Below are 25,732 nucleotides of genomic sequence, written 5' to 3' on the forward strand. Positions count from 1 at the left end.
CGTTGAACAGGCGGTAAATCATTCGATGAAAAGCGAGGCGAGCACGCGCCGCCGCCAGAATTTACGCAGATCGCCGCGCGTGACCGACAGCGTCACCGAGCCGGTGTCGCCGCACAGCGTCAGGCCGAGTTCGCCGAGCCGGCCCGCTTGCAACGCTTCCAGTGCCGGTTCGAACCAGTCCGTTTGCAACGCGGCGAAGGCGTCGTTCCAGCGCGCCCAGTCCTGCTCGATGTAGGGCGCGGAGAACGGATCGAGTTCGACCAGCGTGACGCCGCCGGCGCTTCTATTTGCGTGTGCGTTCGCGCCGTCAGAAGCGGCAGGCAGTGCCCCGAACGATGCAGGCGGCGCGCCGGTCTCGACGCCTGCAGTCAGCGCGAGGCCGCGCGTGGCCGCCGCGTCGGAGAACACCCGGGCGAACGGGCTCGTCACCGGTTGCGCCGCGCCTTGGGCGTGAAACCAGATCGAGTTGACCGCCGGCAAGCCGCGCGCCTCGCGCGCTTCGTTGACCGGATGCTCGAACCACGCCATTTGCACTTCGTTTTGCAGCTTCATCCATGCGCGCGAACGCTCGCCGGAATGCGCTTCGTGCGGCAGCCAGATTTCGATGTTGCGGCCGCTCGCGCGCAGCGGCGAGGCGCCCGCCAGCGTGCCGAAGCCTTCGCCCGACAAGTACCAGCGCGCGGGCTTGGGCGCTTCGATGCGCACGCCGAGTTCCTCGATCAACGGCCGGGCGACCGCCAGCAGCGCGGCGGCCTCGTCGTCCGATAATTCGAGCGAGGCCGGATCGATCAGCACCAGATGGTCATGCGCAATGCGCACATGCACCGGCTGCACGCAGGCCCACGTCGCGTTGCCGGGTTCGCCGCCGTCCGCGCGCAGCATGTACGGAGCGAGCGGGGCTTCGTCGGCGGCCGCGGCGCCGCCCGGCAGCGTGCCGAACTGGCGCGCCACCCAGCGTTCGTGCGGCAGCGTGCGCTGAAAATCCTCGCCGACCACCCGTTCGACCAGCGTCGCGCGGGCGATCAGCCGGTCGAGGGCCGGACTCTGGATGTCGTGCAGTGCGGTGGAGGCGTCGGCTGCGGCGGGCAGCGCGAAGGGTAGAAGAAGATGAAGGCGGTTGACGTGCATGATGCTGCGCATTGTAGGGCAAAGAGTGCGAGTATTCCGACCATATCGACGGATTCCGGGGCACCGCACCCAGCCCCGCCGATAGCAGCAAGAGCCGCGCGCGGCGGCACCGCGCACATGACGATGGAGACATCCGACATGCCGCGTGAACTGAAAACCGAGCAGGAACTGCTTGCGCTTGTCGTGAAAGCGCTCGACGCCAACCCGGAGACCGCCGGCTGGATTCCGACCGGGTTCCACGAGACCGTCGAAGACGAGGAAGGCTGCAATTGGGATATCACCCACCTGCATCGCGACCGCAAAGACGCAGACGTGCGCGAAGCCGCCACCAGCGCGGCGGCGCGCATCATCAACGATCTGCGCAGCCGCTATAACCTGCGTTAAGCGGGAGCGTCCGCCGGTCCGTCCGCCGGGCGTCTCCGGTGCCGCTGCGAGCCCCGCACGAAAGGCCTTTGCGCGAGTCCGCGGCATTGTATGGCAAACTTCGCGCTTGATTGACGGCGGCAGCGCCGGTGGGGCGGCTGCATCAGTGGCGCGGGCTTTGCTGAGGGCGCCGGAACGTCATGCCGGAACCATCGGCGCCGCCGCGACACCAACGATCACGACGCTCGGGCCGCATGACCGATGCCGCTTATGCGGCCAGCCGCTTCCATGTGCAGCACGAAGCCGAAGAACGCAGAAAAGGATTCGCTTGAAATTTCCCTACGAATGGCAGATAGGCTGGCGCTACACCCGCGCCGGCAAACGCACGACCGGCAACGGCTTCATTTCGTTCATCGCGTTGGTGTCGATGTCGGGCATCGCGCTCGGCGTCGCGGCGCTGATCGTCGTGTTGTCGGTGATGAACGGCTTCCAGAAAGAGGTGCGTGATCGGATGCTGTCGGTGCTGGCGCACGTCGAAGTGTTTTCGCCGACCGGTTCGATGCCCAACTGGCAGTTGACGGCCCAGGAAGCCCGCCAGAACAAGGAAGTGATCGGTGCGGCGCCGTATGTCGAAGCGCAGGCGTTGCTCACGCGCCAGGACGCCGTGAGCGGCGTGGCGCTGCGCGGCGTCGAGCCGACGCTCGAGCCACAGGTGTCCGACATCGGTCGCGAAATGAAGGGCGGCAAGCTGACCGACCTCGTGCCGGGCGAGTTCGGCATCGTGCTCGGCGCGGACCTCGCCACCAACCTCGGCGTGACAGTCAGCGACAAGATCACGCTCGTCGCGCCCGAGGGCACCATCACGCCGGCCGGCATGCTGCCGCGGCTGAAGCAGTTCACCGTGGTGGGCGTCTTCGAGTCGGGGCATTACGAGTACGACAGCACGCTTGCGCTGATCAACATCAAGGACGCGCAGGCGCTGTTCCGGCTGCCCGCGCCGACCGGCGTGCGCTTGCGCCTGACGGACATGCAGCGGGCGCCGGAGGTGGCGCATCAGCTGGCGCGTAGCTTGTCCGGCGATTTGTATATCCGCGACTGGACCCAGCAGAACAAGACCTGGTTCTCGGCGGTGCAGATCGAAAAACGCATGATGTTCATCATCCTGACGCTGATCATTGCGGTGGCGGCGTTCAATCTGGTCTCGTCGCTGGTGATGACGGTGACCAACAAGCAGGCCGATATCGCGATTCTGCGCACGCTCGGCGCGCAGCCTGGCTCGATCATGAAGATTTTCGTCGTGCAGGGCGTGACGATCGGCTTTATCGGCACGGCGACCGGCGTCGCGCTCGGCTGCCTGATCGCGTGGAGCATTCCGTGGCTCGTGCCGATGATCGAGCATCTGCTCGGTGTGCAGTTCCTGCCGCCGTCGGTGTATTTCATCAGCGAACTGCCGTCCGAACTGGTTCCCTCGGACGTCGTGCGAATCGGCGTCATCGCGTTCGCGATGTCGGCTCTTGCGACGCTGTATCCGAGCTGGCGCGGTGCGAAGGTCCGCCCTGCGGAGGCGCTGCGCTATGAATGACCGTTCCGCTACCTTGAATATGTCCAACGAGACGACGCTGCATCCCTACGTGCTGGAAGCGACCGGCATTTCGAAGTCGTTCGTGCAGGGCGGCCTCAATGTGCAGGTGCTCAACAACACGCAACTGAGCGTGCGGCGCGGGGAAAAGCTGGCGATCGTCGGCGCGTCGGGTTCCGGCAAGAGCACGCTGCTGCACGTGCTCGGCGGCCTCGACGATCCGAGCGCGGGCCAGGTATCCGTGATGGGCAAGCCCTTTACGAAGCTCTCCGAGCGCGAGCGCAACGATTTGCGCAATCGCGCGCTCGGTTTCGTGTATCAGTTCCACCATCTGCTGCCGGAGTTTTCCGCGCTCGACAACGTCGCGATGCCGCTGCGGATTCGCCGCATGACGACCGAAGCCGCGCGGCGCCAGGCGCTCGAGGTGTTGGAGCGCGTTGGCATGGGGCATCGGGCGAAGCATCGTCCCGGTGAGTTGTCCGGCGGCGAACGTCAGCGTGTGGCGATCGCCCGGGCACTCGTCACGAAACCGGCTTGCGTGCTGGCCGACGAACCGACCGGCAACCTCGACGGCGGCACCGCCGACACCGTGTTCAACCTGATGCTCGAACTGTCGCATACGCTTGAAACCAGCTTCGTGATCGTCACGCACGATCCGGAACTGGCCGGCCGCTGCGACCGCATCATGCGGTTGCGCGACGGCGTGCTTCACGAAGAGCCGCCGGTGCCGGTGTAATCGCCGCGCGAAACTCAAACGACACCCCAAGCGAAACCCTGCCGCTAACAAGGCGCGCCATGTGGATCGATACGCACTGCCATCTCGACGCTGCGGAATTCGACGCCGACCGCGACGCGGTTGCGGCGGCGGCGCGTCGCGCGGGAGTGGGGCGCATCGTGATTCCCGCGATCGGTCGTGAGAACTTCACGGCGGTGCGTGAACTGGCGCACCGGACCGACGGCGGTGCGTATGCGCTCGGCATCCACCCGCTCTACACGCCGGGCGCGCAGGAGAGCGATCTTGAACTGCTGCGCATGGAGATCGAGGCGAGCCTCGACGATCCGCTGTTCGTCGGCATTGGCGAGATCGGGCTGGATTACTTCGTGCAAGGTCTCGACGATGCGCGTCAGCAGTTCTTCTATAACGGTCAGCTGCAACTCGCTCGCGAATTCGATCTGCCGGTGATTTGCCACGTGCGCAAATCGCAGGATCAGGTGATCAAGGGGCTGCGCCGGCACCAGATTCATCGTGGCATCGCGCACGCATTCAACGGCAGCTTTCAGCAAGCTCAGGCGTATATCGATCAGGGCATGCATCTGGGCTTCGGCGGCAATCTGACCTTCGAACGGGCGCGGCAAATCCGGCGCCTCGCCGAGCAATTGCCGTTCGACGCGCTGGTCGTCGAGACCGACGCTCCGGATATCGCGCCTTCCTGGATGTACAGGCAGCGCAACACGCCGGATCAGATTCCGGCCATCGGCGCGGGCCTCGCACAACTGCGCGGCATCGCCGCGGAAGAAGCCGCCCTAGGCACAACGGCTAACGCGCTCGCCGCGCTGCCGCGGCTCGCTCTTTCCTCTGCATAATCAGGCTTGATGGTTCAAGTGGTTCGCGTCGGGCGGAACACGCGCCCGGCGGGCTTGCGGCTGCCTGCGCGGTGAGCGTTGCGTCGTCCGGCGCCGGTCGGGCGGAGGGCGAATGCGGGCATGGTGGTGTGGGTTTGCGTTGGGTGTGGTCGGTTTGCAGCGGCAGGCGGCATTGCCGGGTTGGGGCGGCTGGAGCGCGTTGGTTCTGCTCGCATGCATGGCGGGCGGTGCGGCGGTGTGGGCGTTGCGCGGTGCTCGTTCCGTGACGGCGGGCGGCGGCTCGATTCCGGATTGGCTCGATCGTTGGGTCTGGCTCAGCGCAACTTTCAGCGCGCATACGCGCTCACGGATCGGCTGGAGCGCGGTGTGGATTGCGGCCATTTGCGCGGGTTTCGGCTACGCGGCCTGGCGCGCGGAAGCGCGGCTCGCCGTGAGCATGCCGAGCGCATGGGAGGGGCGCGATATCGACGTCGTCGGCAGCATCAAGGGCCTGCCGGCGCGCGACGATAAGGGCGCGCGTTTTCTGTTCGAGGTCGAGTCGGCCGACGCGCCGATAGCCGCCTTTCCGCGTGTGATTCAACTGTCGTGGATTGCCCGGGATGCGCCGGCGCCGTTGTTGGAGCCTGGCGCTCGCTGGCAATTGACGGTGCGGCTCAAGCGGCCGCACGGCAATGCGAACTTCGGCGTCCGCGATGCCGAAGCAAGCCTGCTCGCGCGCAATGTACGCGCCACCGGTTATGTCAGCGCGCCCGCTACGGCAGTGCGCTTGCCGGGCAACGCGCGCGGCGTGGGCGTCGTCTTCGATCGCTGGCGCGCCGCGCTGCGCGCACGCATCGACAGGGTGCTCGCCGACGCGCCGCATCGCGGGATCGTAGTGGCGCTGGCGATCGGCGCGCAGGATGAAGTCAGCGCGGCGGACTGGCTGCTGATGCGCGGCACGGGCACGAGTCATCTGGTGGCGATTTCGGGGTTGCATATCGGCTTTGTCGCGGGACTTGCGGGTTGGCTCGCCGGGGCAGTGTGGCGGCGCTCCGGGTTCTTCGGCAGCAACTGGCCGTTGCGGTTGCCCGCGCAGGTCGTTGCGGTGACGGGCGGCGCGTTGTTTGCCGGCGTGCACGCTGCGCTGGCCGGTTTCAACGTGCCGGCGCAGAGGGCGCTGTGGATGGCGGGTGTGGTCGCGCTTGCGTTTATCAGCGGGCGCAATATCGCGCGATCCGCCGTGCTTGCGTGGGCGCTGGGGCTCGTATTGCTGATCGATCCCTGGGCGGTCGTGTCGGCGGGATTCTGGCTGTCGTTCTGCGCGGTGGCGGCGATTCTGTTCGCGATGTCAGGACGGCCCCGCGTGCAGGACCATGCACAGCATCGCGAGGAAGACGGCGAGGACGGCGAGTCGTCCCGCTTCATGCGCCTGCGGTCCGCTTTGCGCCGTCGTGTACGCGCCTTTGTCGAACGCTTGCGCAGTGCCGCGCACGTGCAGTTCGCGGTGACGATCGCGCTCGCGCCGCTCACCGTCTACTGGTTCGCGCAGATTCCGCTGATCGGTCCGCTCGCCAACGCCTTCGCGATTCCATGGGTGAGCCTGCTGGTCACGCCGGCCGTGTTGGCCGGCGTCGCGCTGCCCGCGCCGTTCGATGCCTACGCGTTCCAGACAGCGCATGCCTTGCTCGAACTGCTGGCCGCGGGCTTGCGGATGCTCTCGGGTCCCGCATGGACGCTCTGGCGTTTGCCGCAGCCGCATGCGTGGGCGCTCGCCGCGGCGGTGGTCGGTGTGCTCTGGTGTCTCGCGCCGCGCGGCTGGCCGCTGCGCTGGGCCGCGCCGCTGACCTGGCTGCCTTTGCTGATGCCGGCGCCGCCCGGGCCGCCGCACGGCAGTTTCCGGCTGACCGCGCTGGATGTCGGCCAGGGCACGTCGGTGCTGGTCGAGACGGCGCATCACGCGCTGCTGTTCGATGCAGGACCGGGCCCGGAATCGACGCATGCGGGCGAGCGCGTCGTCGTGCCGTTTTTACAGGCGCACGGCGTCACGGCACTCGATACGCTCATTATTAGCCACGCCGATTCCGACCATTCGGGCGGCGCGCCCGCGGTGCTGGACGCGATCGAGGTACGTCAAATGGTGGCGGCATTGGCGCCGGCGAACGCGTTATGGCGTAGTGCAAGGCAACGCGGTGCGGATACGCTGCCCTGCGCGGCGGGGCAGCGCTGGCAGTGGGACGGCGTCGGGTTCGAGATGCTCTGGCCGGATGCCGGGCCGCTGCAAGGCAAACCGAACGCGCATTGCTGCGTATTGCGCGTGAGCACCTTGCCGCCCGCCGCGCTTGCGTCAGCCGCGGATGTTCGAGCAGATGCACCCCGCATGAGCGCCTTGCTGACGGCGGACATTGAAGCGCCGGCCGAACGCACGCTGCTTGCGCGCGATCGCGCCGCGTTGCGCGCGCAGGTGCTCGTTGTGCCGCATCACGGCAGCAAGACCTCGTCGACCGAACCGTTCCTCGACTCTATCGACCCGCTGGTCGCGCTATTTCAGGTAGGCTATCGCAACCGTTTTCATCATCCGAACGCGGGGGTGTTCGAGCGTTACACGGCGCGGCATATCGAACTCGCGCGTAGCGATACGGACGGCGCGGTGCGGGTTGACGTCAACCCGGACGCCGCCCCGGACCTGAATGGGGCTGCGCTCACGCTCGAGCGCTATCGCGACACGCAGCGCCGCTACTGGATGGATCGCTGACGGACTGCCGAGGGTTGTCCAGGATTGTTGAGCGGATAGACAAGAGACAAATAAGAAGCAGGTAAAAAGCGCGCCGCCGGGCCGGCAGCCTGCACGCAAATCAGAATGGAGATAGCCGCAGTTGAAAAACATCATCCACTTCTCGCATGCGAACGGTTTTCCCGCGTCGACGTACCGGACCATCTTCGCCGAACTCGCGGACGACTACGAACTGCGTTCCATCGAGCGCATCGGTCACGACGCGCGGTATCCGGTCACCCAGGACTGGCCGCATCTGGTCGAGCAGTTGCTCGACGACGTCGGCCGTTCGTACGAGCAGCCGGTGTGGCTGGTCGGCCATTCGCTCGGTGGTTACCTGTCGTTGATGGCCGCGCTGAAAAAGCCGCAGTGGGTGAGGGGCGTGGTGATGCTGGATTCGCCGGTGATCGCCGGCTGGCGCAGCAGCATGCTGCGCGTGTCGCAATGGACCGGACTCGACGAGCGGCTCTCGCCGGCGGCGGCTACGCGTGCGCGCCGTACCCACTGGGCAAGCCGCGACGAGGCGTGGCGGCATTTTCATTCGAAGCCGGCGTTTGCTCGCTGGGATGAGCGGATGTTGTCCGATTACATCGACTTCGGCATTCCGCAGACTTCACCCGACGGTTCGCGTTCTTTGGCCTTCGACCGGCGTACCGAATACCAGATCTATAAGACCTTGCCGCATACGCTCGGCTCGCGCCTTGCGCGTGGCGCGCCGGTACCGGTCGGTTTTATTGCCGGCACGCATTCGAAGGAAATCCGCCAGGCCGGACTCGACGCAACCCGCCGCGCGACCGGCGGTCATGTGGAATGGATCGAAGGCAGCCATCTGTATCCGATGGAAAAGCCGCTCGAAACCGCGCGCGCGGTGCAGCGGATGTTGCGCGAGTTGGAGCGCCACGCCTAACGCCACGCATCAGTTCGACGGCGCGGTCGCTGGCACATAAGGGGCGCCGCTGCGATGGCGCTGGCGGCGCGGCTCGCCAGGTCCTGCCGCAAAAACGGTGCGTGATGCGCTCGCGGCGAGCGCCGCCGCAGCGGCATGCATTCGTGCGCATGTCGCTCGTATTTTGCTGGGTCGAGACCCTGCTTTACGGTATAATCCGTTTTTCCCGCGAGCATCCAGCGATGACCAAATATGTTTTCGTCACCGGCGGCGTAGTATCTTCCCTCGGCAAGGGTATTGCCGCCGCTTCCCTCGCCGCGATCCTCGAATCGCGCGGTCTTAAAGTCACCCTCCTCAAGCTCGATCCCTACATCAACGTCGACCCCGGCACGATGAGCCCGTTTCAACACGGCGAAGTGTTCGTGACGGAAGACGGGGCGGAGACTGACCTCGACCTCGGCCACTATGAGCGCTTCATCAGCACGAAGATGCGCAAGGCCAACAACTTCACCACGGGCCAGATTTACGAATCGGTGATCCGCAAGGAACGCCGCGGCGACTATCTCGGCAAGACGGTGCAGGTCATCCCGCACATCACGAACGAAATCCAGGCATTCATCGAGCGCGGCGCAGCGTCGGCGACATGCGGTGAGCCGGACGTCGCGATCGTCGAGGTGGGCGGCACGGTGGGCGACATCGAATCGCTGCCGTTCCTCGAAGCCGCGCGTCAGATGAGCCTGCGCATGGGCCGCAACAGCGCATGTTTCGTGCACCTCACGCTGGTGCCGTGGGTCGCCACCGCCGGCGAACTGAAAACCAAGCCTACCCAGCATAGCGTGCAGAAGCTGCGTGAAATCGGCATCTCGCCGCACGTGCTGCTGTGCCGTGCCGACCGCCGCATTCCGGACGACGAACGCGCGAAGATCTCAATGTTCTCGAACGTCCCGGAAGACGCAGTGATTTCCGTGTGGGACGCGGACAGCATCTACAAGATTCCGCAGATGCTGCACGACCAGGGGCTCGACGCGATCATCTGCGAAGAACTCAAGCTCACGCCGAAGGCGGCCGATTTGTCGATGTGGTCGAACCTCGTCGAAAAGCTCGAGAATCCGCAACACGAAGTCACGATCGGCATGGTCGGCAAGTATGTGGATCTGACGGAATCGTACAAGTCGCTGATCGAAGCGTTGCGCCATGCGTCGATGCACACGGCGACCCGTGTCAACATCGAATACATCGATTCGGAAGAGGTCGAGACGCAAGGCGTCGAGAGCCTCAAGCATCTGGATGCGGTGCTCGTGCCGGGTGGCTTCGGCCGTCGCGGCACCGAAGGCAAGATCGCCGCGATCCGCTATGCACGCGAAGCGAACGTGCCGTATCTCGGCATCTGTCTTGGCATGCAGCTGGCCGTGATCGAATTCGCCCGCGACGTGGTTGGCCTGAAGGGTGCGAACAGCACCGAGTTCGATCAGGAAACCGAAAACCGCGTGGTCGCGCTGATCACCGAGTGGTACGACCGCGAAGGCCGTGTCGAGAAGCGCACTGAAGAATCGGATCTGGGCGGCACGATGCGCCTCGGTTCGCAACGCTGCCCGATCAAGCCCGGCACGATGGCCGAAGAGATCTATGGCAAGGACGTGAACGAACGCCACCGTCACCGTTATGAAGTCAATAACCGCTTCGTGCCCCAGCTCGAAGCCGGCGGCCTTATCATCAGCGCCCGTACCCCGAGTGAAGATCTGCCGGAAATGATGGAATTGCCGCGCAGCATGCACCCGTGGTTCGTCGGCGTGCAGTTCCACCCGGAATTCACGTCCACGCCGCGTGACGGCCATCCGCTGTTCAAGTCGTTCGTCGAAGCGGCGCTCGCGCATCAGCAGTCGCGCGTCGAGGAGAAAGCATGAAACTGGGCGATTTCGAAATCGGGCTCGACAAGCCGTTTTTCCTGATCGCAGGCACCTGTGTCGTCGAATCCGAACAGATGACGATCGACACGGCCGGCCGGCTCAAGGAAATCTGCGCGAAGCTGAACATTCCGTTCATCTACAAATCTTCGTACGACAAGGCCAATCGCAGCAGCGGCAAGTCGTTTCGTGGTCTGGGCATGGACGAAGGTTTGCGTATCCTGTCGGAAGTGAAGCGCCAGCTCGGCTTGCCGGTGCTCACCGACGTGCACGCCGAGCACGAGATCGAGCAGGTCGCGTCAGTGGTCGACGTCCTGCAAACGCCGGCTTTCCTGTGCCGTCAAACGGATTTCATCCACGCTTGTGCGCGTTCGGGCAAACCGGTCAACATCAAGAAAGGCCAGTTTCTCGCGCCGCACGACATGAAGAACGTGATCGACAAGGCGCGCGACGCTGCGCGCGAAGCCGGTCTGTCGGAAGACCGCTTCATGGCGTGCGAACGCGGCGTGTCGTTCGGCTATAACAACCTCGTGTCGGACATGCGTTCGCTCGCGATCATGCGCGAAACCAACGCGCCGGTCGTGTTCGACGCGACCCACTCGGTGCAGTTGCCGGGCGGGCAGGGCACGAGCTCGGGCGGTCAGCGCGAATTCGTGCCGGTGCTGGCACGCGCGGCCGTGGCAACGGGCGTGGCGGGTCTCTTCATGGAAACCCATCCGAAGCCCGCGGAAGCCAAATCGGACGGCCCGAACGCGGTGCCGCTGCATCGCATGGCCGATCTGCTCGAAACGCTTGTTACGCTCGATCAGGCCGTCAAGCGCGCGCCGTTCCTCGAAAGCGATTTCAATTGATTCAGGCGTTCGCGGCGTGTCACGATAGGCCGGGCCACGAATGGCTTGCATAATCGGCACGATCGGTATCATCGACACGCGGCGAATGCACGCAATGGCCGTCGAAAGCATCAAGGCGCGAGTAGTCTGCTGGGGAGACCGCTGCTCTGCATGGGACCGGAGTAAGCGCTGCAGCACTAACTCCGGATCGACACATGCGCCGGGTGCCGTTTCACAGTAAAGAATTCAACGTCATTTCTTGAGGAAACCATGAGTGCTATCGTAGATATCATCGGTCGAGAGATTCTCGATTCGCGAGGCAACCCCACCGTCGAATGCGACGTGCTGCTCGAGTCGGGCACGATGGGCCGCGCAGCGGTGCCGTCGGGCGCATCGACGGGTTCGCGCGAAGCGATCGAACTGCGCGACGGCGAAACCGGCCGTTACGGCGGCAAGGGCGTGCTGAAGGCCGTCGAGCACATCAACACCGAAATCTCCGAAGCGATCATGGGCCTCGACGCTTCCGAGCAGGCGTTCCTCGACAAGACCCTGCTGGAACTCGACGGCACGGACAACAAGTCGCGCCTCGGCGCCAACGCGATGCTGGCTGTTTCGATGGCCGTCGCGAAGGCCGCTGCTGAAGAAGCCGGCCTGCCGCTGTACCGCTACTTCGGCGGCTCGGGCGCGATGCAACTGCCGGTGCCGATGATGAACATCGTCAACGGCGGTGCCCACGCGAACAACAGCCTGGACATCCAGGAATTCATGATTGTGCCGGTCAGCCAGCCGACCTTCCGCGAAGCACTACGCTGCGGCGCGGAAGTGTTCCACGCGCTGAAGAAGATCCTCTCCGACCGCGGCATGAGCACGGCAGTGGGCGACGAAGGCGGCTTCGCACCGAACTTCGGCAGCAACGACGAATGCCTGTCGACCATCCTGCAAGCCATCGAAAAAGCGGGCTACCGCGCTGGTGAAGACGTGCTGCTGGCGCTCGACTGCGCAGCGAGCGAGTTCTACCACGACGGCAAGTACCAGTTGGCAGGCGAAGGCCTGCAACTGTCGTCGACGGAATTCGCAGACTACCTGGCGAACCTGGCAGACAAGTTCCCGATCGTCTCGATCGAAGACGGTATGCATGAAAGCGACTGGGCGGGCTGGAAGACGCTGACTGACAAGCTCGGCAAGAAGGTCCAGCTGGTGGGCGACGACCTGTTCGTCACCAACACGCGCATTCTGAAGGAAGGCATCGAGAAGGGCATCGCCAACTCGATCCTGATCAAGATCAACCAGATCGGCACGCTGACGGAAACCTTCGCCGCGATCGAAATGGCCAAGCGCGCCGGCTACACGGCGGTGATCTCGCACCGCTCGGGCGAAACCGAAGATTCGACGATTGCGGATATCGCAGTCGGCCTGAACGCCGGTCAGATCAAGACGGGTTCGCTGTCGCGTTCGGACCGCATCTCGAAGTACAACCAGTTGCTGCGTATCGAAGAAGACCTCGGCGATATCGCCAGCTACCCGGGCAAGTCGGCGTTCTACAATCTGCGCTAAATGGCCGGTTTGTTAGCGCTGACCGATGACCCGGTTCACCTTCGTTTCTGATTGACCTCGCCGCCCTGCGTATAGCGCAGGGCGGCGTGTATTTATTGTGCTTACTTCATGCGGCTTGTCACTGCTGTCCTGATCGTTCTGCTGGCGCTGATCCAGTACCCGCTCTGGTGGGGGCACGGCGGATGGTTGCGCGTGCACGAGTTGCAGCAGCAACTGGCGCAGCAACAACAGAAGAACGTCGATGCGAAGCTGCGCAACGAGCGTATCCAAGGTGAAGTGCAGGATTTGCAGAACGGCACGGCCGCTGTCGAAGAACGGGCGCGCTACGAAATGGGCATGGTGAAGGACAGCGAAGTGTTCGTGCAATTCGTGTCGCCGAACGCGCCGTTGCCGACTGCGAATATGCCCTCGGTCACCACGTCGACGCGCGGTGAGATGTCGGCCGCGCCGCTTCACGTGGTGCCGAATCCAGAGTCGCGTGCGAAGGCGGATCGCAAGCACGGCGGTAAGGTGGCGAAAGACAAGAAGGCGGCACACTAAACCTTGCTACGTACGCCGGGTTCAGGGCGCAAAAAAGGCGCGGTGAAAACCGCGCCTTTTTGTTTGGGCCGTCATGCCAGTATGTCAGCCCCTTGCCGTATCGGCATATATCTCCGCATATGTCCGCTTCGAGTTACCAGCCCCAGTACGGTCCGTAACCGACGCCGACCCCGGTGCCCCAGCCGTGTCCCCAACCGCCGCCGTAATAACTGCCGTACATGCTGACGGGCGGCGCGTAATAACGCGACCACGTTTGCGCGGCGTTCTCAGCGGCAATTGCCTGATTCTGTTCGGACAATACTTGCTGATCGATTGCGTCATAGCGCTGGCGCTCTTCAGGCGTCAGCGGACGGCCCGTGCTGGCGATACCCGACTGGTCAGCCGGCAGGCGGCTATAAATCGGTGACGGGCCCGGTGGGTCCATCACGCAACCGGTCAGCGCGGCGCTGCCTGCGATGGCGGACAGTACGGCTAACGTGCGTGCGTAATGTTTCAACGAAGTAGGGATGTTCATTTTCGATCTCCATCGGTCGGACGCCTAAGCAAACCATGCGCGGCGCGCATCGCCAATGATCCAACGCAATGATCAAAGATACCGCGCCGCCCGGCCCATGAAAAGGTAGTGGGCGGCGCGGTATTTTACTGCCGTAACACCGGCGTCATGAGCCAGCGTCGCTGAGCGGGTCAGTGCCGCTGGTCGGCAGCAGGCGTCACGCCTTGTGAGAGCGCGCTGGCGACAAAAAGTTGCGCCACGTCGACCGGATCGAATTCATACCGTTGGTTACAGTATTCGCAATGGATCTCCACGTGACCGCGTTCTTCGATCACGCCGTCCACTTCGTCGCGGCCCAGCATCTTCAGCATGGCGCCGACTTTTTCACGCGAACAGGTGCATTCGAAGCGCGCCTTGGCCGGTTCGAAGTGCTGGACGTTTTCCTGCCAGAAGAGGCGCCGGAACACCGTTTCGGGCTCCTCCTTCAGCAGTTCGTCTTGCGACAGCGTGCCGCCGAGCGTGCAGACGCGCTCCCACGTATCCGCGTCCAGGTCGCCCGGATGCGGGACGATGCCGCCGTCGCCGGGAAGCTTTTGCAGCAGCATGCCGACCGCGCGCTCGGTATTCGCAGCAAGCCACAAACGCGTGTCGAGCTGCTCCGAGTGATGCATATAGTGCTCGAGCACTTCGGCCATCGATTTGAGCGGGCCGTCCACGCCTGACAGCGGCACGATACTTTGATACGGCTGCTGACCGGGCTGCTTGTCCTGCGGATCGAGCGTGATCACGCAACGGCCGTGACCGCTCGCGTTGACCAGTTCGATCATGGTGGCGTCGTCGCCGATCGTGTTGTGCGCTTCGCCGGAAAACTTGGCGGTCGCGCGCATCGACAGGTCGGAACTGCACTGCACCACCAGCATTTTGGCCGGGCCGTCGCCGAAGATCTGCATGATGAGCGTGCCGTTGAACTTGAGGTTCGCCGACAGCAGCGCGCACGCCGCCATCATCTCGCCGAGAATCGTCCGCACGGGCGCGGGGTAATCGCGGCGCGTCAGCACTTCCTGCCACGTATTGCGCAGCGAAACGATTTCTCCGCGCACCGGCGCCGCGCTGAACATGAATTTTTGCAACTGGTCGCTCACAACTTTTCCTCGGTCGAATGACGCAGCCTGATGCTGCGTCTTGCGCGCCGTGCGCTACGGCTGGTTAGCCGATGCGCACAAGCTGCGCCTTGAAATATTCGCGGCGCTCGGCGTAGCTCGCCGTGCCGCGCTGCATATTGGCGATGTCCGTCCCGGTCAGTTCGCGCACCACTTTGGCGGGCGCGCCGAGAATCAGCGAATTGTCGGGAAACACTTTGCCTTCTGTGACGATGGCGCCCGCTCCGACCAGACAGTTGCGGCCGACTACCGCACCATTCAAGACCACCGCCTGAATTCCGATCAGCGAGCCTTCCTTGATGGTGCAGCCATGCAGCATGACCTGGTGGCCGATTGTCACGTTCGGCTCGACCGTCAGCGGAAAGCCAGGGTCGGTGTGCAGCACCGCGTTTTCCTGGACGTTGCTGCCGGCGCCGATGGTAATCGGCTCGTTGTCGCCACGAATCGTCGCGCCGAACCAGACGCTCGAATTTTCCTCGAGCGTCACATTGCCGATAATGTTCGCCGAATCCGCGACGAACACGCTTTCATGGATGGTCGGGGCGGCTTCGCCAAGCTTGTAGATTGTCACAGTGTCTCCTGTTGATCGGTCGCCGCGAGCGCTGGCTGGGGCTGGAGGCCACCGGAAACGTCCAATCGGGGCCGGTTGCCTGCCGAGCCGGCACAACAGGCGCGCGCGAAAGTCGAATCGAGTATTGTAAACGTTTGTGTGGTTGGGTCGCTCGGCGTTGCCGCGGGGCTGTCCGACGCGCTGCCGTGCCCGCCGTGTCCTCGCCGTTTCCTTAGCGCACACTTTGCCGTGCCAATTGCCGATCTGCCTGCCATGATTTCCGCTGCTCCGTCCGTTGCCTTTGTACCGTCCCTGTCGAACTGCGTGCGTACAGGCGCTCTTGTCGCGTTGCGCGAAGTCGACCCGGCAAGCAAGGCTGCCGCGGCCCGCGCTCTGTATGTTGCAGTGCTCGACGGCAGCCTGGGATGCGCTGAAAACCTCGAACTCGAAGAGCCATCCGGTTTGCCCGGCCGTCCCGCGCGGCCCGAGTTGGTCGAGCCGCGCAAGCTGGGGCGGCGCAGCATGCAATCGCCAGAAGGGCGCGCCGTCTTGCTGCACGCGCTCGCGCACATCGAATTCAACGCGATCAACCTTGCGCTCGACGCCGTCTGGCGCTTTGCCGGTATGCCTGCTGCGTTCTACGTCGATTGGCTCAAAGTCGCGGCCGAAGAGGCGCATCATTTCTCGCTGCTGGTCGCGCGGCTTGCGGAATTCGGCCATACCTACGGCGATTTCCCCGCACACGACGGTCTTTGGGACATGTGCGAGCGCACTCGAGACGACGTGCTCGCGCGCATGGCGCTGGTGCCGCGCACGCTCGAAGCGCGCGGTCTCGACGCCTCGCCGCCGATCCGCGCACGCTTGCAACAGGCCGGCGACCACGCGTCCGCGGCGATTCTCGACGTGATCCTGCGTGACGAGATCGGCCACGTGCTGATCGGCAATCGCTGGTTTCGCTATCTGTGCGAGCAGGGTGGTCTCGATCCGCACGTGACCTACACGCGTCTTGCCGAGCAGTATCACGCACCGAAATTACGTGGTCCGTTCAATTTCGAAGCGCGCCGCGACGCCGGTTTCGACGAAACCGAGTTAGCCGCGCTGGTCGCTCTGGCGGGATTGGATCAAGCTCGGCCCACCGCGGACTGAGGCGTTCTTCCAGACATCACCCAAGCGCGTCGTCCGGCTATCTCGTTATAATCGAACGACCATTCTTTTTTCAGGCGCGTCGTTCATGAATACCTCTCAGTCTGAGTTCATCGCCGTGCGCGGCGTCCGTCTTCACGTGCGACGCTGGGGCAATCCGGACGCGCCGAAGTTGTTCATGCTGCACGGCTGGATGGATGTGGCGGCGTCGTTCCAGTTCGTCGTCGATGCGTTGGGCGGCGACTGGCAGGTGATTGCGCCTGACATGCGCGGCTTCGGCTTGTCCGACTGGCCGGTGGCCGAGCGTGGTGGAGGCAACTACTGGATTCCGGACTATCTCGGCGATCTCGACGCGCTGCTCGACCACTACGCGCCGACCGGCGAAGTCAATCTGGTGGGCCACAGCATGGGCGCGAACATCGTCTGCCTGTATGCGGGCGTGCGGCCGGAGCGGGTGCGGCGCGTGGTCGACCTGGAAGGCTTTGGTCTCGCGCCGTCGCACTCGGCGCAAGCGCCCAGGCGCCTGCGCAACTGGCTCGACGAATTGCGCGACCCACCGCAACTGAAGCGCTACGCGTCGCTCGACGAGGTCGCCGGCCGTCTGATCAAGACCAATCCGCGCCTTGCGCCGCAGCGCGCGCAGTTCCTCGCCCAGCATTGGTCGAAGCCGGACGAAGAAGGGCGCTTCATGTTGCTCGCCGATCCGGCGCACAAGCTGCGCGGGCCGACGCTATACCGGATCGACGAAGTGATGGCCGTATGGCGCAAAGTGAGCGCGAAAGTGTTGCACGTCGAGGCGGCCAATTCGCCGACGCTCGCGCAGATCGCCGGTGAAATTCCGCTCGACGAATTCAAGGCACGCTTTCAGGCGTTTCCGAACTGGCGCGAAAAAATCATCGACGAAGCGGGGCACATGGTGCACCACGACCAGCCGGAGCAGGTCGCAGCCTTGATCGAAGGGTTTTGTGCCTGAGTTTTTTACAAAAAGTTTAAGGAAGAAGGTCGGCTCCGAGAGATAGCGCTGCGGCCACTTACTGCGTTGCAGTAAAATGGCCTCAGAACCTTTTCAAAACACCGATGAACGCTGACCTCCACTGCCACTCCACCGTTTCCGACGGCCAGTTCGCGCCGGCCGATGTCGCGCGCCGCGCGCACGCGGGCGGCGTGACGCTGTGGGCATTGACCGACCACGATGAAATCGGCGGCCAGCAGGAGGCGCGTAGCGCCGCGCAAGCGCTGGGCATGGATTACCTGAGCGGCGTGGAGATTTCGGTGACGTGGGCCTCGCGCACGGTGCACATCGTTGGGCTCGGCATCGATCCGACCAGCGCGATCCTGATCGACGGCCTCGCGCGCACGCGCAACGGCCGCGCCGCGCGGGCCGAAGCGATTGGCGAACAACTGGCCACGCTCGGCATTCCGGATGCCTATCAAGGCGCGCTGAAGTACGTTTCCAACCCGGACATGATTTCGCGCACGCACTTCGCGCGCTTCATGGTCGAAAGCGGCTACGCCAGCTCGACGCAAGACGTTTTTACCCGCTTTCTCGGCGATGGCAAGCCCGGCTACGTGCCGCATCGCTGGGCCAAACTGGCCGACGCGGTCGGCTGGATTAAGGCAGCCGGCGGCGAAGCGATCGTCGCGCACCCGGGCCGGTATGCGTACACGCCAGTCGAATTCGACGCGTTTTTCGCCGAATTCATCGATCTGGGCGGCAAGGCGATCGAAGTGGTGACGGGCAGCCACACGCCGGATCAGTATCGCGAATACGCGGACGTCGCACGCCGTTTCGGCTTCGAGGCGTCGCGCGGTTCCGATTTTCACGGGCCCGGTGAGGGCCGTATCGAACTCGGCATGCTGCCGCCGCTGCCCTCCGATCTCAAGCCCGTCTGGGAACGTTGGCTGTGATCGCGCGCCGTGCCACGGCGGCACGACACGTGAAGCAGCCGTCATCCCGGGCGCGTGCGCCCGCCCGATTCCTCCCCTGAAGTGACCGTTAGTCATCATATGTCCCAATACTTTCGGCTTCACCCGGATAATCCGCAGCCGCGCCTCGTCAAACAGGCGGTACAGATCATCAACGACGGTGGCGTCGTCGCGTTGCCGACCGATTCGAGCTACGCGATCGCCTGTCATCTCGACGACAAGGACGCGGTCGAGCGTTTGCGGCGGATTCGCGGGCTCGACGAGAAGCAATTACTGTCGCTGCTGGTGCGCGATCTGTCGGAGCTGGCGAACTTCGCGATGGTCGATAACCGCCAGTACCGGCTGATCAAATCGGTGACACCCGGGCCTTACGTGTTCGTGTTGCAGGCGACCAGGGAAGTGCCGCGGCGCCTGTCGCATCCGTCGCGTAAAACGATCGGCTTGCGGGTGCCCGATCACGCGATCACGCTGGCGATTCTCGAAGAGCTCGGTCAGCCGCTGCTCGGCTCGACACTGATCATGCCGGGCGAAACCCAGCCGCTGAACGATCCGGAAGAAATCCGCGTGCGCCTCGAAAAGCAGCTCGATCTGGTGATCGACGGCGGCCCCTGCGTGTGCGAGCCGTCGACCGTGATCGATCTGACCGGCGCCGAGCCGGTGCTGGTGCGGGCAGGGCGCGGTTCGCTCGCGCCATTCGGTCTCGAAGAGACGGCATGAGCGAAAGCGGACAGACGCACGCAACCACGTTGTTACAATAGAGAGATATGGATTCTTCCCTGATACAAACCATTGCGGTGTACGCGTTGCCGGTGATTTTCGCGATCACGCTGCACGAAGCCGCGCATGGCTACGTCGCGCGCTGGCTCGGCGACAATACCGCGTACGTGCTCGGCCGTGTCTCCATCAATCCGATGCGGCACATCGATCCGCTCGGCACGATCGCGATCCCCTTGCTGCTGTACTTCGCGACCAGCGGCGCGTTCATGTTCGGTTACGCGAAGCCGGTGCCGGTCGCCTTCGGCAATCTGCGCAATCCGCGCTGGGGCAGCCTGTGGGTCGCGGCGGCGGGCCCGCTGTGCAATTTCGTACAGGCGCTGGTGTGGGGCTTGATCGGCGTCGCGCTCGCGGTGCTGCGCGTCGATGAGCCGTTCTTCACGCGTATGGCCGCAGCCGGTGTCGGCGTGAACCTCGTGCTCGGCGTGCTCAACCTGTTTCCGTTGCCGCCGCTCGACGGCGGCCGCGTGCTGATGGCGCTGTTGCCGCCGCGGCAGTCGATCGCGCTGTCGCGCCTCGAACCGTACGGCTTTTTCATCGTCATGGCGCTGGTGATGACGGGCACGCTGACGCGTTATTGGTTGAGCCCGCTCGTCACGCTCGGCTACGGTGCGATCACCGCAATTCTGACTCCACTTGTTTCGCTATTCTAAATAACCATGTTCCCAGACCGTATCTTCTCCGGCATGCGGCCCACCGGGTCGCTGCACCTCGGCCACTACCACGGCGTGCTGAAAAACTGGGTGCGGCTGCAGTCCGAATACCCATGCTTCTTCTGTGTGGTCGATTGGCACGCGCTGACGACGCACTACGAAACGCCCGAAGTGATCGAAAAGAACGTGTGGGACGTGCTGATCGACTGGCTCGCTTCCGGTATCGATCCGGCACAGGCGACGCTGTTCATCCAGAGCAAGGTGCCCGAGCATGCCGAACTCGCGCTGCTGCTCGGCATGAGCACGCCGCTCGGCTGGCTCGAACGCGTGCCGACCTACAAGGAGCAGCAGGAGAAGCTCAAAGACAAGGACCTGTCCACTTACGGTTTCCTCGGCTATCCGGTGCTGATGGCGGCGGACATTCTGCTGTATCGCGGCTCGCTCGTGCCGGTCGGCGAAGATCAGGTGCCGCACGTCGAGATGACGCGTGAAATCGCGCGCCGTTTCAACTATCTGTACGGCCGCGAGCCGGGCTTCGAAGAGAAGGCCAATGAGGCGGCGAAGAAACTCGGCGGCAAGCGTGCCAAGCTCTATCACGAACTGCGCAACGCCTATCAGCAGGAAGGCGACGACGAAGCGCTCGAACAGGCACGCGCGATGTTGCAGGAGTCGCAGAGCCTGTCGATGAACGATCGCGAGCGGCTGTTCGGCTACCTCGAAGGTTCGCGCAAGATCATTCTGGTCGAGCCGCAGGCCATGCTGACGGAAGCGTCGCGCATGCCGGGTCTGGATGGCCAGAAGATGTCGAAGTCGTACGGCAACACGATCGGCCTGCGCGAAGACGCGGAAACGATCACAAAGAAAGTCCGCACCATGCCGACCGACCCGGCGCGCGTGCGCCGCACCGATCCGGGCGATCCGGACAAGTGCCCGGTGTGGCAGCTGCACCAGGTCTACACCGACGAAGCCACGCACGAGTGGGTGCAGAAGGGCTGCCGTTCGGCGGGGATCGGTTGCCTCGAGTGCAAGCAGCCGGTGATCGAAGGCATCCTGCGTGAGCAGCAGCCGATGCTCGAGCGCGCGCAGAAGTATATGGACGATCCGTCGCTGTTGCGCGCGATCGTCGCCGACGGCTGCGACAAGGCCCGCAAGTTCGCCACGGAAACGATGCGCGACGTGCGTGAGGCGATGGGCCTGTCGTATAACTGACGCGCACGCTTGCGTGATGAGCACTCCCGGCATTGCATCGTACGGAAACGGCGAACCGTCGCGCTGGGTGAGCCATTGGGCGCATCTGGTCGCGGCGGGCGGCGCGGTGCTCGACGTCGCGTCGGGAGCAGGGCGGCACGCGCGTTTCTTTGCGTCGCTGGGTCATCCGGTGACCGCTCTCGACCGCGATGCGGCAGCGCTTGCCGCGATGCGCGACGAGCCGCTCATCACGACACTCGCGGCTGACATCGAAGGCACAGCGTGGCCTTTGCCTGACGACGCGAAATTCGCCGCCGTCGTGGTCACGAACTACCTGCATCGGCCGCTTTTCCCGCAGCTTTTGCGCTCGCTCGCGCTGGGTGGCGTGCTGATTTACGAGACTTTCGCGCAAGGCAATGAAAGGGTCGGCAAGCCGTCGAATCCGGTGTTTTTGCTGGCGCCCGGCGAGTTGCTCGACGTCGTGCGCGGCCACCTTCGCGTGGTCGCGTTTCAGGACGGTTTTCTCGCGCAGCCGCGCCCGGCTTACGTCCAGCGGATTTGCGCAATTCTGGAGGCGGAGCGCTCAGCCGGCCTTGCAGAGGCGGCATCCCCGCCTTGTTACGAGTTGGCTGGCTAATCCGCTACAATCGCGGTTTACCTGATCAAATTCATGGCGTTTCATGACTAACGGCAACCAAAGCGGCATTCGCAACAGCAACGACGGCGTCCAGATTCGCGGCAGCATTCCTGCCATCATCACCCCGATGCTTGAAGACGGCAGCCTCGATCTGCCGGCGTTTCGCAAACTGATCGACTGGCACGTTGCAGAGGGCACGAACGCACTGGTCGTGGTCGGCACGAGCGGCGAGTCGGCCACGTTGTCGGTCGAAGAACACGTGTTGATGGTCAAGACCGCGGTCGAGCACACGGCGGGCCGGATTCCGGTGATCGCGGGCTCGGGCGGCAACTCCACCACCGAGGCGATCGAGCTCACGCAGCAGGCCAAAGCGGTCGGCGCGGACGCCACGCTGCAGGTCGTGCCGTATTACAACAAGCCGACTCAGGAAGGCATCTATCGCCACTTCGCGAAGATCGCCGAAACCGTCGATCTGCCGGTGATCCTGTACAACGTGCCGGGCCGCACCGTCGCGGACATGAGCAACGAAACGATCCTGCGTTGCGCGCAGGTGCCGGGCATCATCGGTGTGAAAGAAGCCACCGGCAACATCGATCGCGCCGCACATCTGATCAAGTCGGCGCCCGCGCATTTCGGCATCTACAGCGGCGACGATCCTACCGCGATCGCGCTGATGCTGCTCGGCGGCCACGGCAACATTTCGGTCACCGCGAACGTTGCGCCGCGCGCAATGAGCGAGCTATGCAAGGCCGCGCTCGCCGCGGACGCCAAGACCGCCCGTGAGATTCATCTGAAGCTTCTGTCACTGCATAAGAACCTGTTCATCGAATCGAACCCGATTCCGGCGAAATGGGCGTTGCAGCAACTCGGCCGTGTGCAGGGCGGGATCCGCCTGCCGCTCACGCCGCTCGACGCGCAATACCACGAAGTGGTGCGCGCCGCGCTGCGCGAAGCGGGCCTGCTGGGCTAAGCGGATCGAGCCGCAGCCCTCACCAGCGCTAAACCAGGCCCGCCACGGCACTCCCTTAACCGACGTCGATCCAGCCCACGTTCCCGGCACACAGAACCAGGCACCGCGTTCCAGCATCACGAAGGACCACATGAAACGTTCCGCACTTTCCCTCCACGCAACCCGCATGGCGGCGTTGGCGCTTGCCCTCACGACGCTCGCCGGCTGTGACACGCTGAACGACTGGTTCGCTTCAGACCGCGTCAACTACAAGGGTGCGGGCAGCGCACCGCCGCTCGCCGTTCCGGGCGATCTGACAACCACCCCGACCAACCAGCGCTACATCGCGCCGCCGGCCAATCTGGCGCTGGGCGGCGCGCAGCAACGCGCGGTGACGGCTGCCGGCAATTCCACCGAAGGCCAGCCGACTGCGCAGGATCCGTACGGCATGCACATCGAGCGCGACGGCGACCGCCGTTGGCTGGTGGTCGACGGCCGCTCGCCGGAACAATTGTGGTCGCAGTTGCAGGAGTTCTGGCAGGAAAACGGCTTCGCGCTGAAAACCGACGCCCCGGCCACCGGCATCATGACGACCGACTGGGCCGAAAACCGCGCGAACATTCCTGACGACTGGTTCCGCCGCACGGTCGGCAAAGTGATCGATTTCGCGTACTCGTCGGGTACCCGCGACAGCTTCCGCACGCTCGTGTCGCGCGGTCCGGCCGGCGCCACTGACATTTCGATCACGCATAGCGCGATGGAAGAAATGCTGACGGGCCAGGACAAGACGTCGTCGCGCTGGGAAGAGCGTCCGCGCGATCCGGCACTCGAAGCGCTGTTCCTCACCAAGCTAATGCAGAAGTTCGGCCTGACCGAAGCCCAATCGAAGCAGTTGTTGACCGAGGCCCGCCCGGCTACCGCGCCGGCCACGATCGATCAGAGCGCGGGTGCATCGACGCTCGACTTGCAGGAATCGTTCGACCGTGCGTGGCTGCGTGTGGGCCTGGCACTCGATCGCACCAACTTCACGGTGGACAACCGTGATCGCGCGAAGGGCATCTACTACGTGCGTTACGCGGATTCGATGGCGGAACTGAAGAAGGAAGGGCTCTTCGGCAAACTGTTCTATAGCGGCAATTCGTCGAAGAAGCCGGGTCAGGAATTCCTCGTCAACGTGCGCTCGAAGGGCGACACAGTGACGCAGGTGGCGGTGCTGGACGCGAACGGGCAGGTGGATAACTCGTCCGACGCGCAGCGCATCGTGTCGCTGCTGCACGCGCAACTGAACTAAGCGGACGGTGCGGTTCGCCAGTCTCGGCAGCGGCAGTGAAGGCAATGCCTTGCTGGTGGAGGCGCAAAGCGGTACGACCACCACCCGTGTGCTGCTCGACTGTGGTTTTTCGGCCAGAGAAGTCGAGCGGCGTCTGACGCGGCTCGGCGCGGGCGTCGAAGGTCTCGACGCCATTCTGATCACGCATGAACACAGCGACCACATTGGCGGCGCGTTGACGCTGGCGCGCAAGTGGTCGATTCCGCTGTACATGAGCTGGGGCACCGCGCGCGCGGTGGGCGCCAACGAGGCCGATATCGACCTGCAGGTGCTGTGGGGCGACGAAGCGGTGGCGATCGGCGACCTCAGCATCCTGCCTTATACCGTTCCCCATGACGCCCGCGAGCCGCTGCAATACGTGCTCTCCAACGGCGCGAGCCGCCTCGGCGTGCTGACCGATGTCGGCACCTCCACGCCGCACATCAGCGCCGTGCTGAGCGGTTGCGATGCGCTGGTGCTCGAATGCAATCACGATGTGCGGATGCTGGCGGGCAGTCGCTACCCGCAGTCGCTGAAGGCGCGCATCGGCGGCGATCACGGGCATCTGAACAACGAGGCGGCGGCTGAAATTCTGGCTTCGCTCGACCGTTCGCGCTTGCGCCATCTGGTCGCCGCGCATCTGAGCCAGCAGAACAACTTGCCGGAACTGGCGCAGGCCGCGATGGCGGCTGTGCTGGGTTCAGCGCCGACCGAGGTGGTAGTGGCTTCGCAGGATGATGGCTTTGCGTGGCTGAGTCTTTAGCGCTGCTTGGGCTGCTGGCGCTGTGATCGATGCCTGACGCGGCGGCGCCGTGCAAAAAAATGCCCATGACGATTGCTCGTCATGGGCATTTTTTTCGAGGCGGGCGCCTTTTAGCGCCGCGCCCCAAGGTCAAACCTTAGTTGCGGTTGCCGCCGAAGATGCCGAGCAGCGCGAGCAGGTTAACGAACACGTTGTACAGATCCAGATAGATCGCTAGCGTGGCGGTGATGTAATTCGTCTCGCCGCCGTTCACCACGCGCTGCACGTCGAACAGCATGTAGGCCGAGAAGATCGCGATCGCCATTACCGAGACCGTCAGCATCAAGGCCGGCAGATGCAGGAACACGTTCGCGACCGACGCCAGTAGCAGCACGATCACGCCCATGAACAGCCACTTGCCGAGGCCCGAGAAATCGCGCTTGCTGACCGTGGCGATCGTCGCCATCGACGCGAAGATCACACCAGTGCCACCGAAGGCGAGCATGATCAGCGACGGGCCGTTCGAAAAACCGAGCACGAAGCTCAGGATGCGCGACAGCATCAGGCCCATGAAGAACGTGAAGCCGAGCAGTACGACGACGCCGATGGCGCTGTCTTTGGTTCTCTGGATCGCGAACATGAAGCCGAAGGCGATCGCGAAGAACGCCAGCATGCTCATGCCGGGGCTGGTGGCGGCGAACAGCGAAAAACCGGTTGCTACGCCCACCCACGCGCCGAGCACTGTCGGAATCATAGACAGCGCGAGCAGCCAGTAGGTGTTCCGTAGCACGCGGTTGCGTGTTTCGACCGTGCTGACCGCGCCAGTGCGGCCAAAGCTATACGGATGTTCGTTCATGGTCTCTCCTTGCGTCAGAAGCATGTTGCGTCGTGGTTTATGCAGCGCCGGCCGGGATTTTTGCCGCCAGTCGCGTGGTGCGTCCATTCCTAAGATTGGCGCGGACGCAGGGAGTTTCAATGCCCCGAAAATGTCCACACGACCTACGCTACCAGCAATCAGAAAGTCCTGCTTGAAGTCTTTCAGTGCTGTAAGGGTTCAATCGCAATCATACACGGGAACATGCTACAATAGC

25 protein-coding genes are annotated in these 25,732 nt (G+C 64.0%); 20 read left to right on the forward strand and 5 right to left on the reverse strand.

Going from position 1 to position 25,732, the window contains the following annotated elements:
* Positions 1–18: 18 nt before the first annotated feature.
* On the reverse strand, positions 19–1,140 hold the full coding sequence (locus WN982_RS07100) for a regulator (protein ID WP_341315032.1): 1,122 nt from the start codon (positions 1,138–1,140) through the stop codon (positions 19–21).
* A 111-nt stretch (positions 1,141–1,251) separates the two neighbouring features.
* Between WN982_RS07100 and WN982_RS07105 the strand changes: the two genes are divergently transcribed.
* The 10 genes from WN982_RS07105 to ftsB all read left to right on the forward strand — a co-directional run bounded on the left by WN982_RS07105 (position 1,252) and on the right by ftsB (position 13,117).
* Positions 1,252–1,512: a hypothetical protein gene (locus WN982_RS07105; RefSeq protein ID WP_341315033.1), complete on the forward strand. Its 261-nt coding sequence runs from the start codon at positions 1,252–1,254 to the stop codon at positions 1,510–1,512.
* 307 nt (positions 1,513–1,819) lie between these two features.
* Positions 1,820–3,073, forward strand: coding sequence for a lipoprotein-releasing ABC transporter permease subunit (locus WN982_RS07110; RefSeq protein WP_341315034.1), 1,254 nt, complete (start codon positions 1,820–1,822; stop codon positions 3,071–3,073).
* Positions 3,066–3,806 carry a lipoprotein-releasing ABC transporter ATP-binding protein LolD gene (gene lolD, locus WN982_RS07115; protein ID WP_341315035.1) on the forward strand — a complete coding sequence of 247 codons (741 nt, stop codon included), beginning with the start codon at positions 3,066–3,068 and terminating at the stop codon, positions 3,804–3,806. The genes WN982_RS07110 and lolD overlap by 8 nt, the downstream gene beginning before the upstream one ends.
* Before the next feature lie 59 nt (positions 3,807–3,865).
* Positions 3,866–4,654: a TatD family hydrolase gene (locus tag WN982_RS07120; RefSeq protein ID WP_341315036.1), complete on the forward strand. Its 789-nt coding sequence runs from the start codon at positions 3,866–3,868 to the stop codon at positions 4,652–4,654.
* 112 nt (positions 4,655–4,766) lie between these two features.
* A complete protein-coding gene (locus WN982_RS07125; protein ID WP_341315037.1) occupies positions 4,767–7,385 on the forward strand; it encodes a DNA internalization-related competence protein ComEC/Rec2 in 2,619 nt (872 codons plus the stop codon).
* 121 nt (positions 7,386–7,506) lie between these two features.
* On the forward strand, positions 7,507–8,310 hold the full coding sequence (locus WN982_RS07130) for an alpha/beta hydrolase (protein ID WP_341315038.1): 804 nt from the start codon (positions 7,507–7,509) through the stop codon (positions 8,308–8,310).
* A gap of 221 nt (positions 8,311–8,531) precedes the next feature.
* A complete protein-coding gene (locus WN982_RS07135; RefSeq protein WP_341315039.1) occupies positions 8,532–10,193 on the forward strand; it encodes a CTP synthase in 1,662 nt (553 codons plus the stop codon).
* On the forward strand, positions 10,190–11,044 hold the full coding sequence (gene kdsA / locus WN982_RS07140) for a 3-deoxy-8-phosphooctulonate synthase (protein ID WP_341315040.1): 855 nt from the start codon (positions 10,190–10,192) through the stop codon (positions 11,042–11,044). Before WN982_RS07135 ends, kdsA begins: the two co-directional genes overlap by 4 nt.
* Before the next feature lie 249 nt (positions 11,045–11,293).
* Entirely contained in the window at positions 11,294–12,577 is a 1,284-nt protein-coding gene (eno, locus tag WN982_RS07145) for a phosphopyruvate hydratase (RefSeq protein WP_012433549.1), read from the forward strand.
* Between the two features lie 108 nt (positions 12,578–12,685).
* Complete coding sequence (gene ftsB / locus WN982_RS07150) at positions 12,686–13,117, forward strand: cell division protein FtsB (protein ID WP_341315041.1); 432 nt, start codon at positions 12,686–12,688, stop codon at positions 13,115–13,117.
* Between the two features lie 133 nt (positions 13,118–13,250).
* Here ftsB and WN982_RS07155 read toward each other — a convergent pair whose 3' ends face one another.
* The 3 genes from WN982_RS07155 to WN982_RS07165 all read right to left on the reverse strand — a co-directional run bounded on the left by WN982_RS07155 (position 13,251) and on the right by WN982_RS07165 (position 15,341).
* Positions 13,251–13,631, reverse strand: a complete 381-nt coding sequence (locus WN982_RS07155) for a hypothetical protein (RefSeq protein ID WP_341315042.1) — start codon at positions 13,629–13,631, stop codon at positions 13,251–13,253.
* Positions 13,632–13,801: 170 nt separating this feature from the next.
* Complete coding sequence (gene hslO, locus WN982_RS07160; protein WP_341315043.1) at positions 13,802–14,752, reverse strand: Hsp33 family molecular chaperone HslO; 951 nt, start codon at positions 14,750–14,752, stop codon at positions 13,802–13,804.
* Positions 14,753–14,816: 64 nt separating this feature from the next.
* On the reverse strand, positions 14,817–15,341 hold the full coding sequence (locus WN982_RS07165) for a gamma carbonic anhydrase family protein (protein ID WP_341315044.1): 525 nt from the start codon (positions 15,339–15,341) through the stop codon (positions 14,817–14,819).
* Positions 15,342–15,593: 252 nt separating this feature from the next.
* On the opposite strand from WN982_RS07165, the gene WN982_RS07170 reads away from it, so the two are divergent.
* The 10 genes from WN982_RS07170 (at position 15,594) to WN982_RS07215 (ending at position 24,662) form a co-directional block, all read left to right on the forward strand.
* Entirely contained in the window at positions 15,594–16,466 is an 873-nt protein-coding gene (locus WN982_RS07170; RefSeq protein ID WP_341315045.1) for a ferritin-like domain-containing protein, read from the forward strand.
* Between the two features lie 85 nt (positions 16,467–16,551).
* Positions 16,552–17,436 carry an alpha/beta hydrolase gene (locus tag WN982_RS07175; RefSeq protein ID WP_341315046.1) on the forward strand — a complete coding sequence of 295 codons (885 nt, stop codon included), beginning with the start codon at positions 16,552–16,554 and terminating at the stop codon, positions 17,434–17,436.
* A gap of 104 nt (positions 17,437–17,540) precedes the next feature.
* Positions 17,541–18,371 (forward strand): 3',5'-nucleoside bisphosphate phosphatase, encoded by an 831-nt coding sequence (locus WN982_RS07180; RefSeq protein WP_341315047.1) that lies wholly within the window; start codon positions 17,541–17,543, stop codon positions 18,369–18,371.
* A gap of 99 nt (positions 18,372–18,470) precedes the next feature.
* Entirely contained in the window at positions 18,471–19,106 is a 636-nt protein-coding gene (locus WN982_RS07185; RefSeq protein WP_341315048.1) for an L-threonylcarbamoyladenylate synthase, read from the forward strand.
* Between the two features lie 47 nt (positions 19,107–19,153).
* Complete coding sequence (locus tag WN982_RS07190) at positions 19,154–19,816, forward strand: site-2 protease family protein (protein ID WP_341315049.1); 663 nt, start codon at positions 19,154–19,156, stop codon at positions 19,814–19,816.
* Between the two features lie 6 nt (positions 19,817–19,822).
* A complete protein-coding gene (locus WN982_RS07195) occupies positions 19,823–21,025 on the forward strand; it encodes a tryptophan--tRNA ligase (RefSeq protein WP_341315050.1) in 1,203 nt (400 codons plus the stop codon).
* A 16-nt stretch (positions 21,026–21,041) separates the two neighbouring features.
* A complete protein-coding gene (locus tag WN982_RS07200) occupies positions 21,042–21,641 on the forward strand; it encodes a methyltransferase domain-containing protein (RefSeq protein ID WP_341315051.1) in 600 nt (199 codons plus the stop codon).
* A 43-nt stretch (positions 21,642–21,684) separates the two neighbouring features.
* A complete protein-coding gene (dapA, locus tag WN982_RS07205) occupies positions 21,685–22,611 on the forward strand; it encodes a 4-hydroxy-tetrahydrodipicolinate synthase (protein ID WP_341315052.1) in 927 nt (308 codons plus the stop codon).
* Positions 22,612–22,741: 130 nt separating this feature from the next.
* Complete coding sequence (gene bamC, locus WN982_RS07210; protein WP_341315053.1) at positions 22,742–23,881, forward strand: outer membrane protein assembly factor BamC; 1,140 nt, start codon at positions 22,742–22,744, stop codon at positions 23,879–23,881.
* 7 nt (positions 23,882–23,888) lie between these two features.
* On the forward strand, positions 23,889–24,662 hold the full coding sequence (locus WN982_RS07215) for an MBL fold metallo-hydrolase (RefSeq protein WP_341315054.1): 774 nt from the start codon (positions 23,889–23,891) through the stop codon (positions 24,660–24,662).
* Between the two features lie 136 nt (positions 24,663–24,798).
* On the opposite strand, the gene WN982_RS07220 is transcribed toward WN982_RS07215, so the two are convergent.
* Positions 24,799–25,497: a Bax inhibitor-1/YccA family protein gene (locus tag WN982_RS07220; protein ID WP_341315055.1), complete on the reverse strand. Its 699-nt coding sequence runs from the start codon at positions 25,495–25,497 to the stop codon at positions 24,799–24,801.
* Positions 25,498–25,732 lie beyond the last annotated feature (235 nt).

Origin of the sequence: Paraburkholderia sp. IMGN_8, assembly GCF_038050405.1 — a bacterium.
GTDB lineage: Bacteria > Pseudomonadota > Gammaproteobacteria > Burkholderiales > Burkholderiaceae > Paraburkholderia.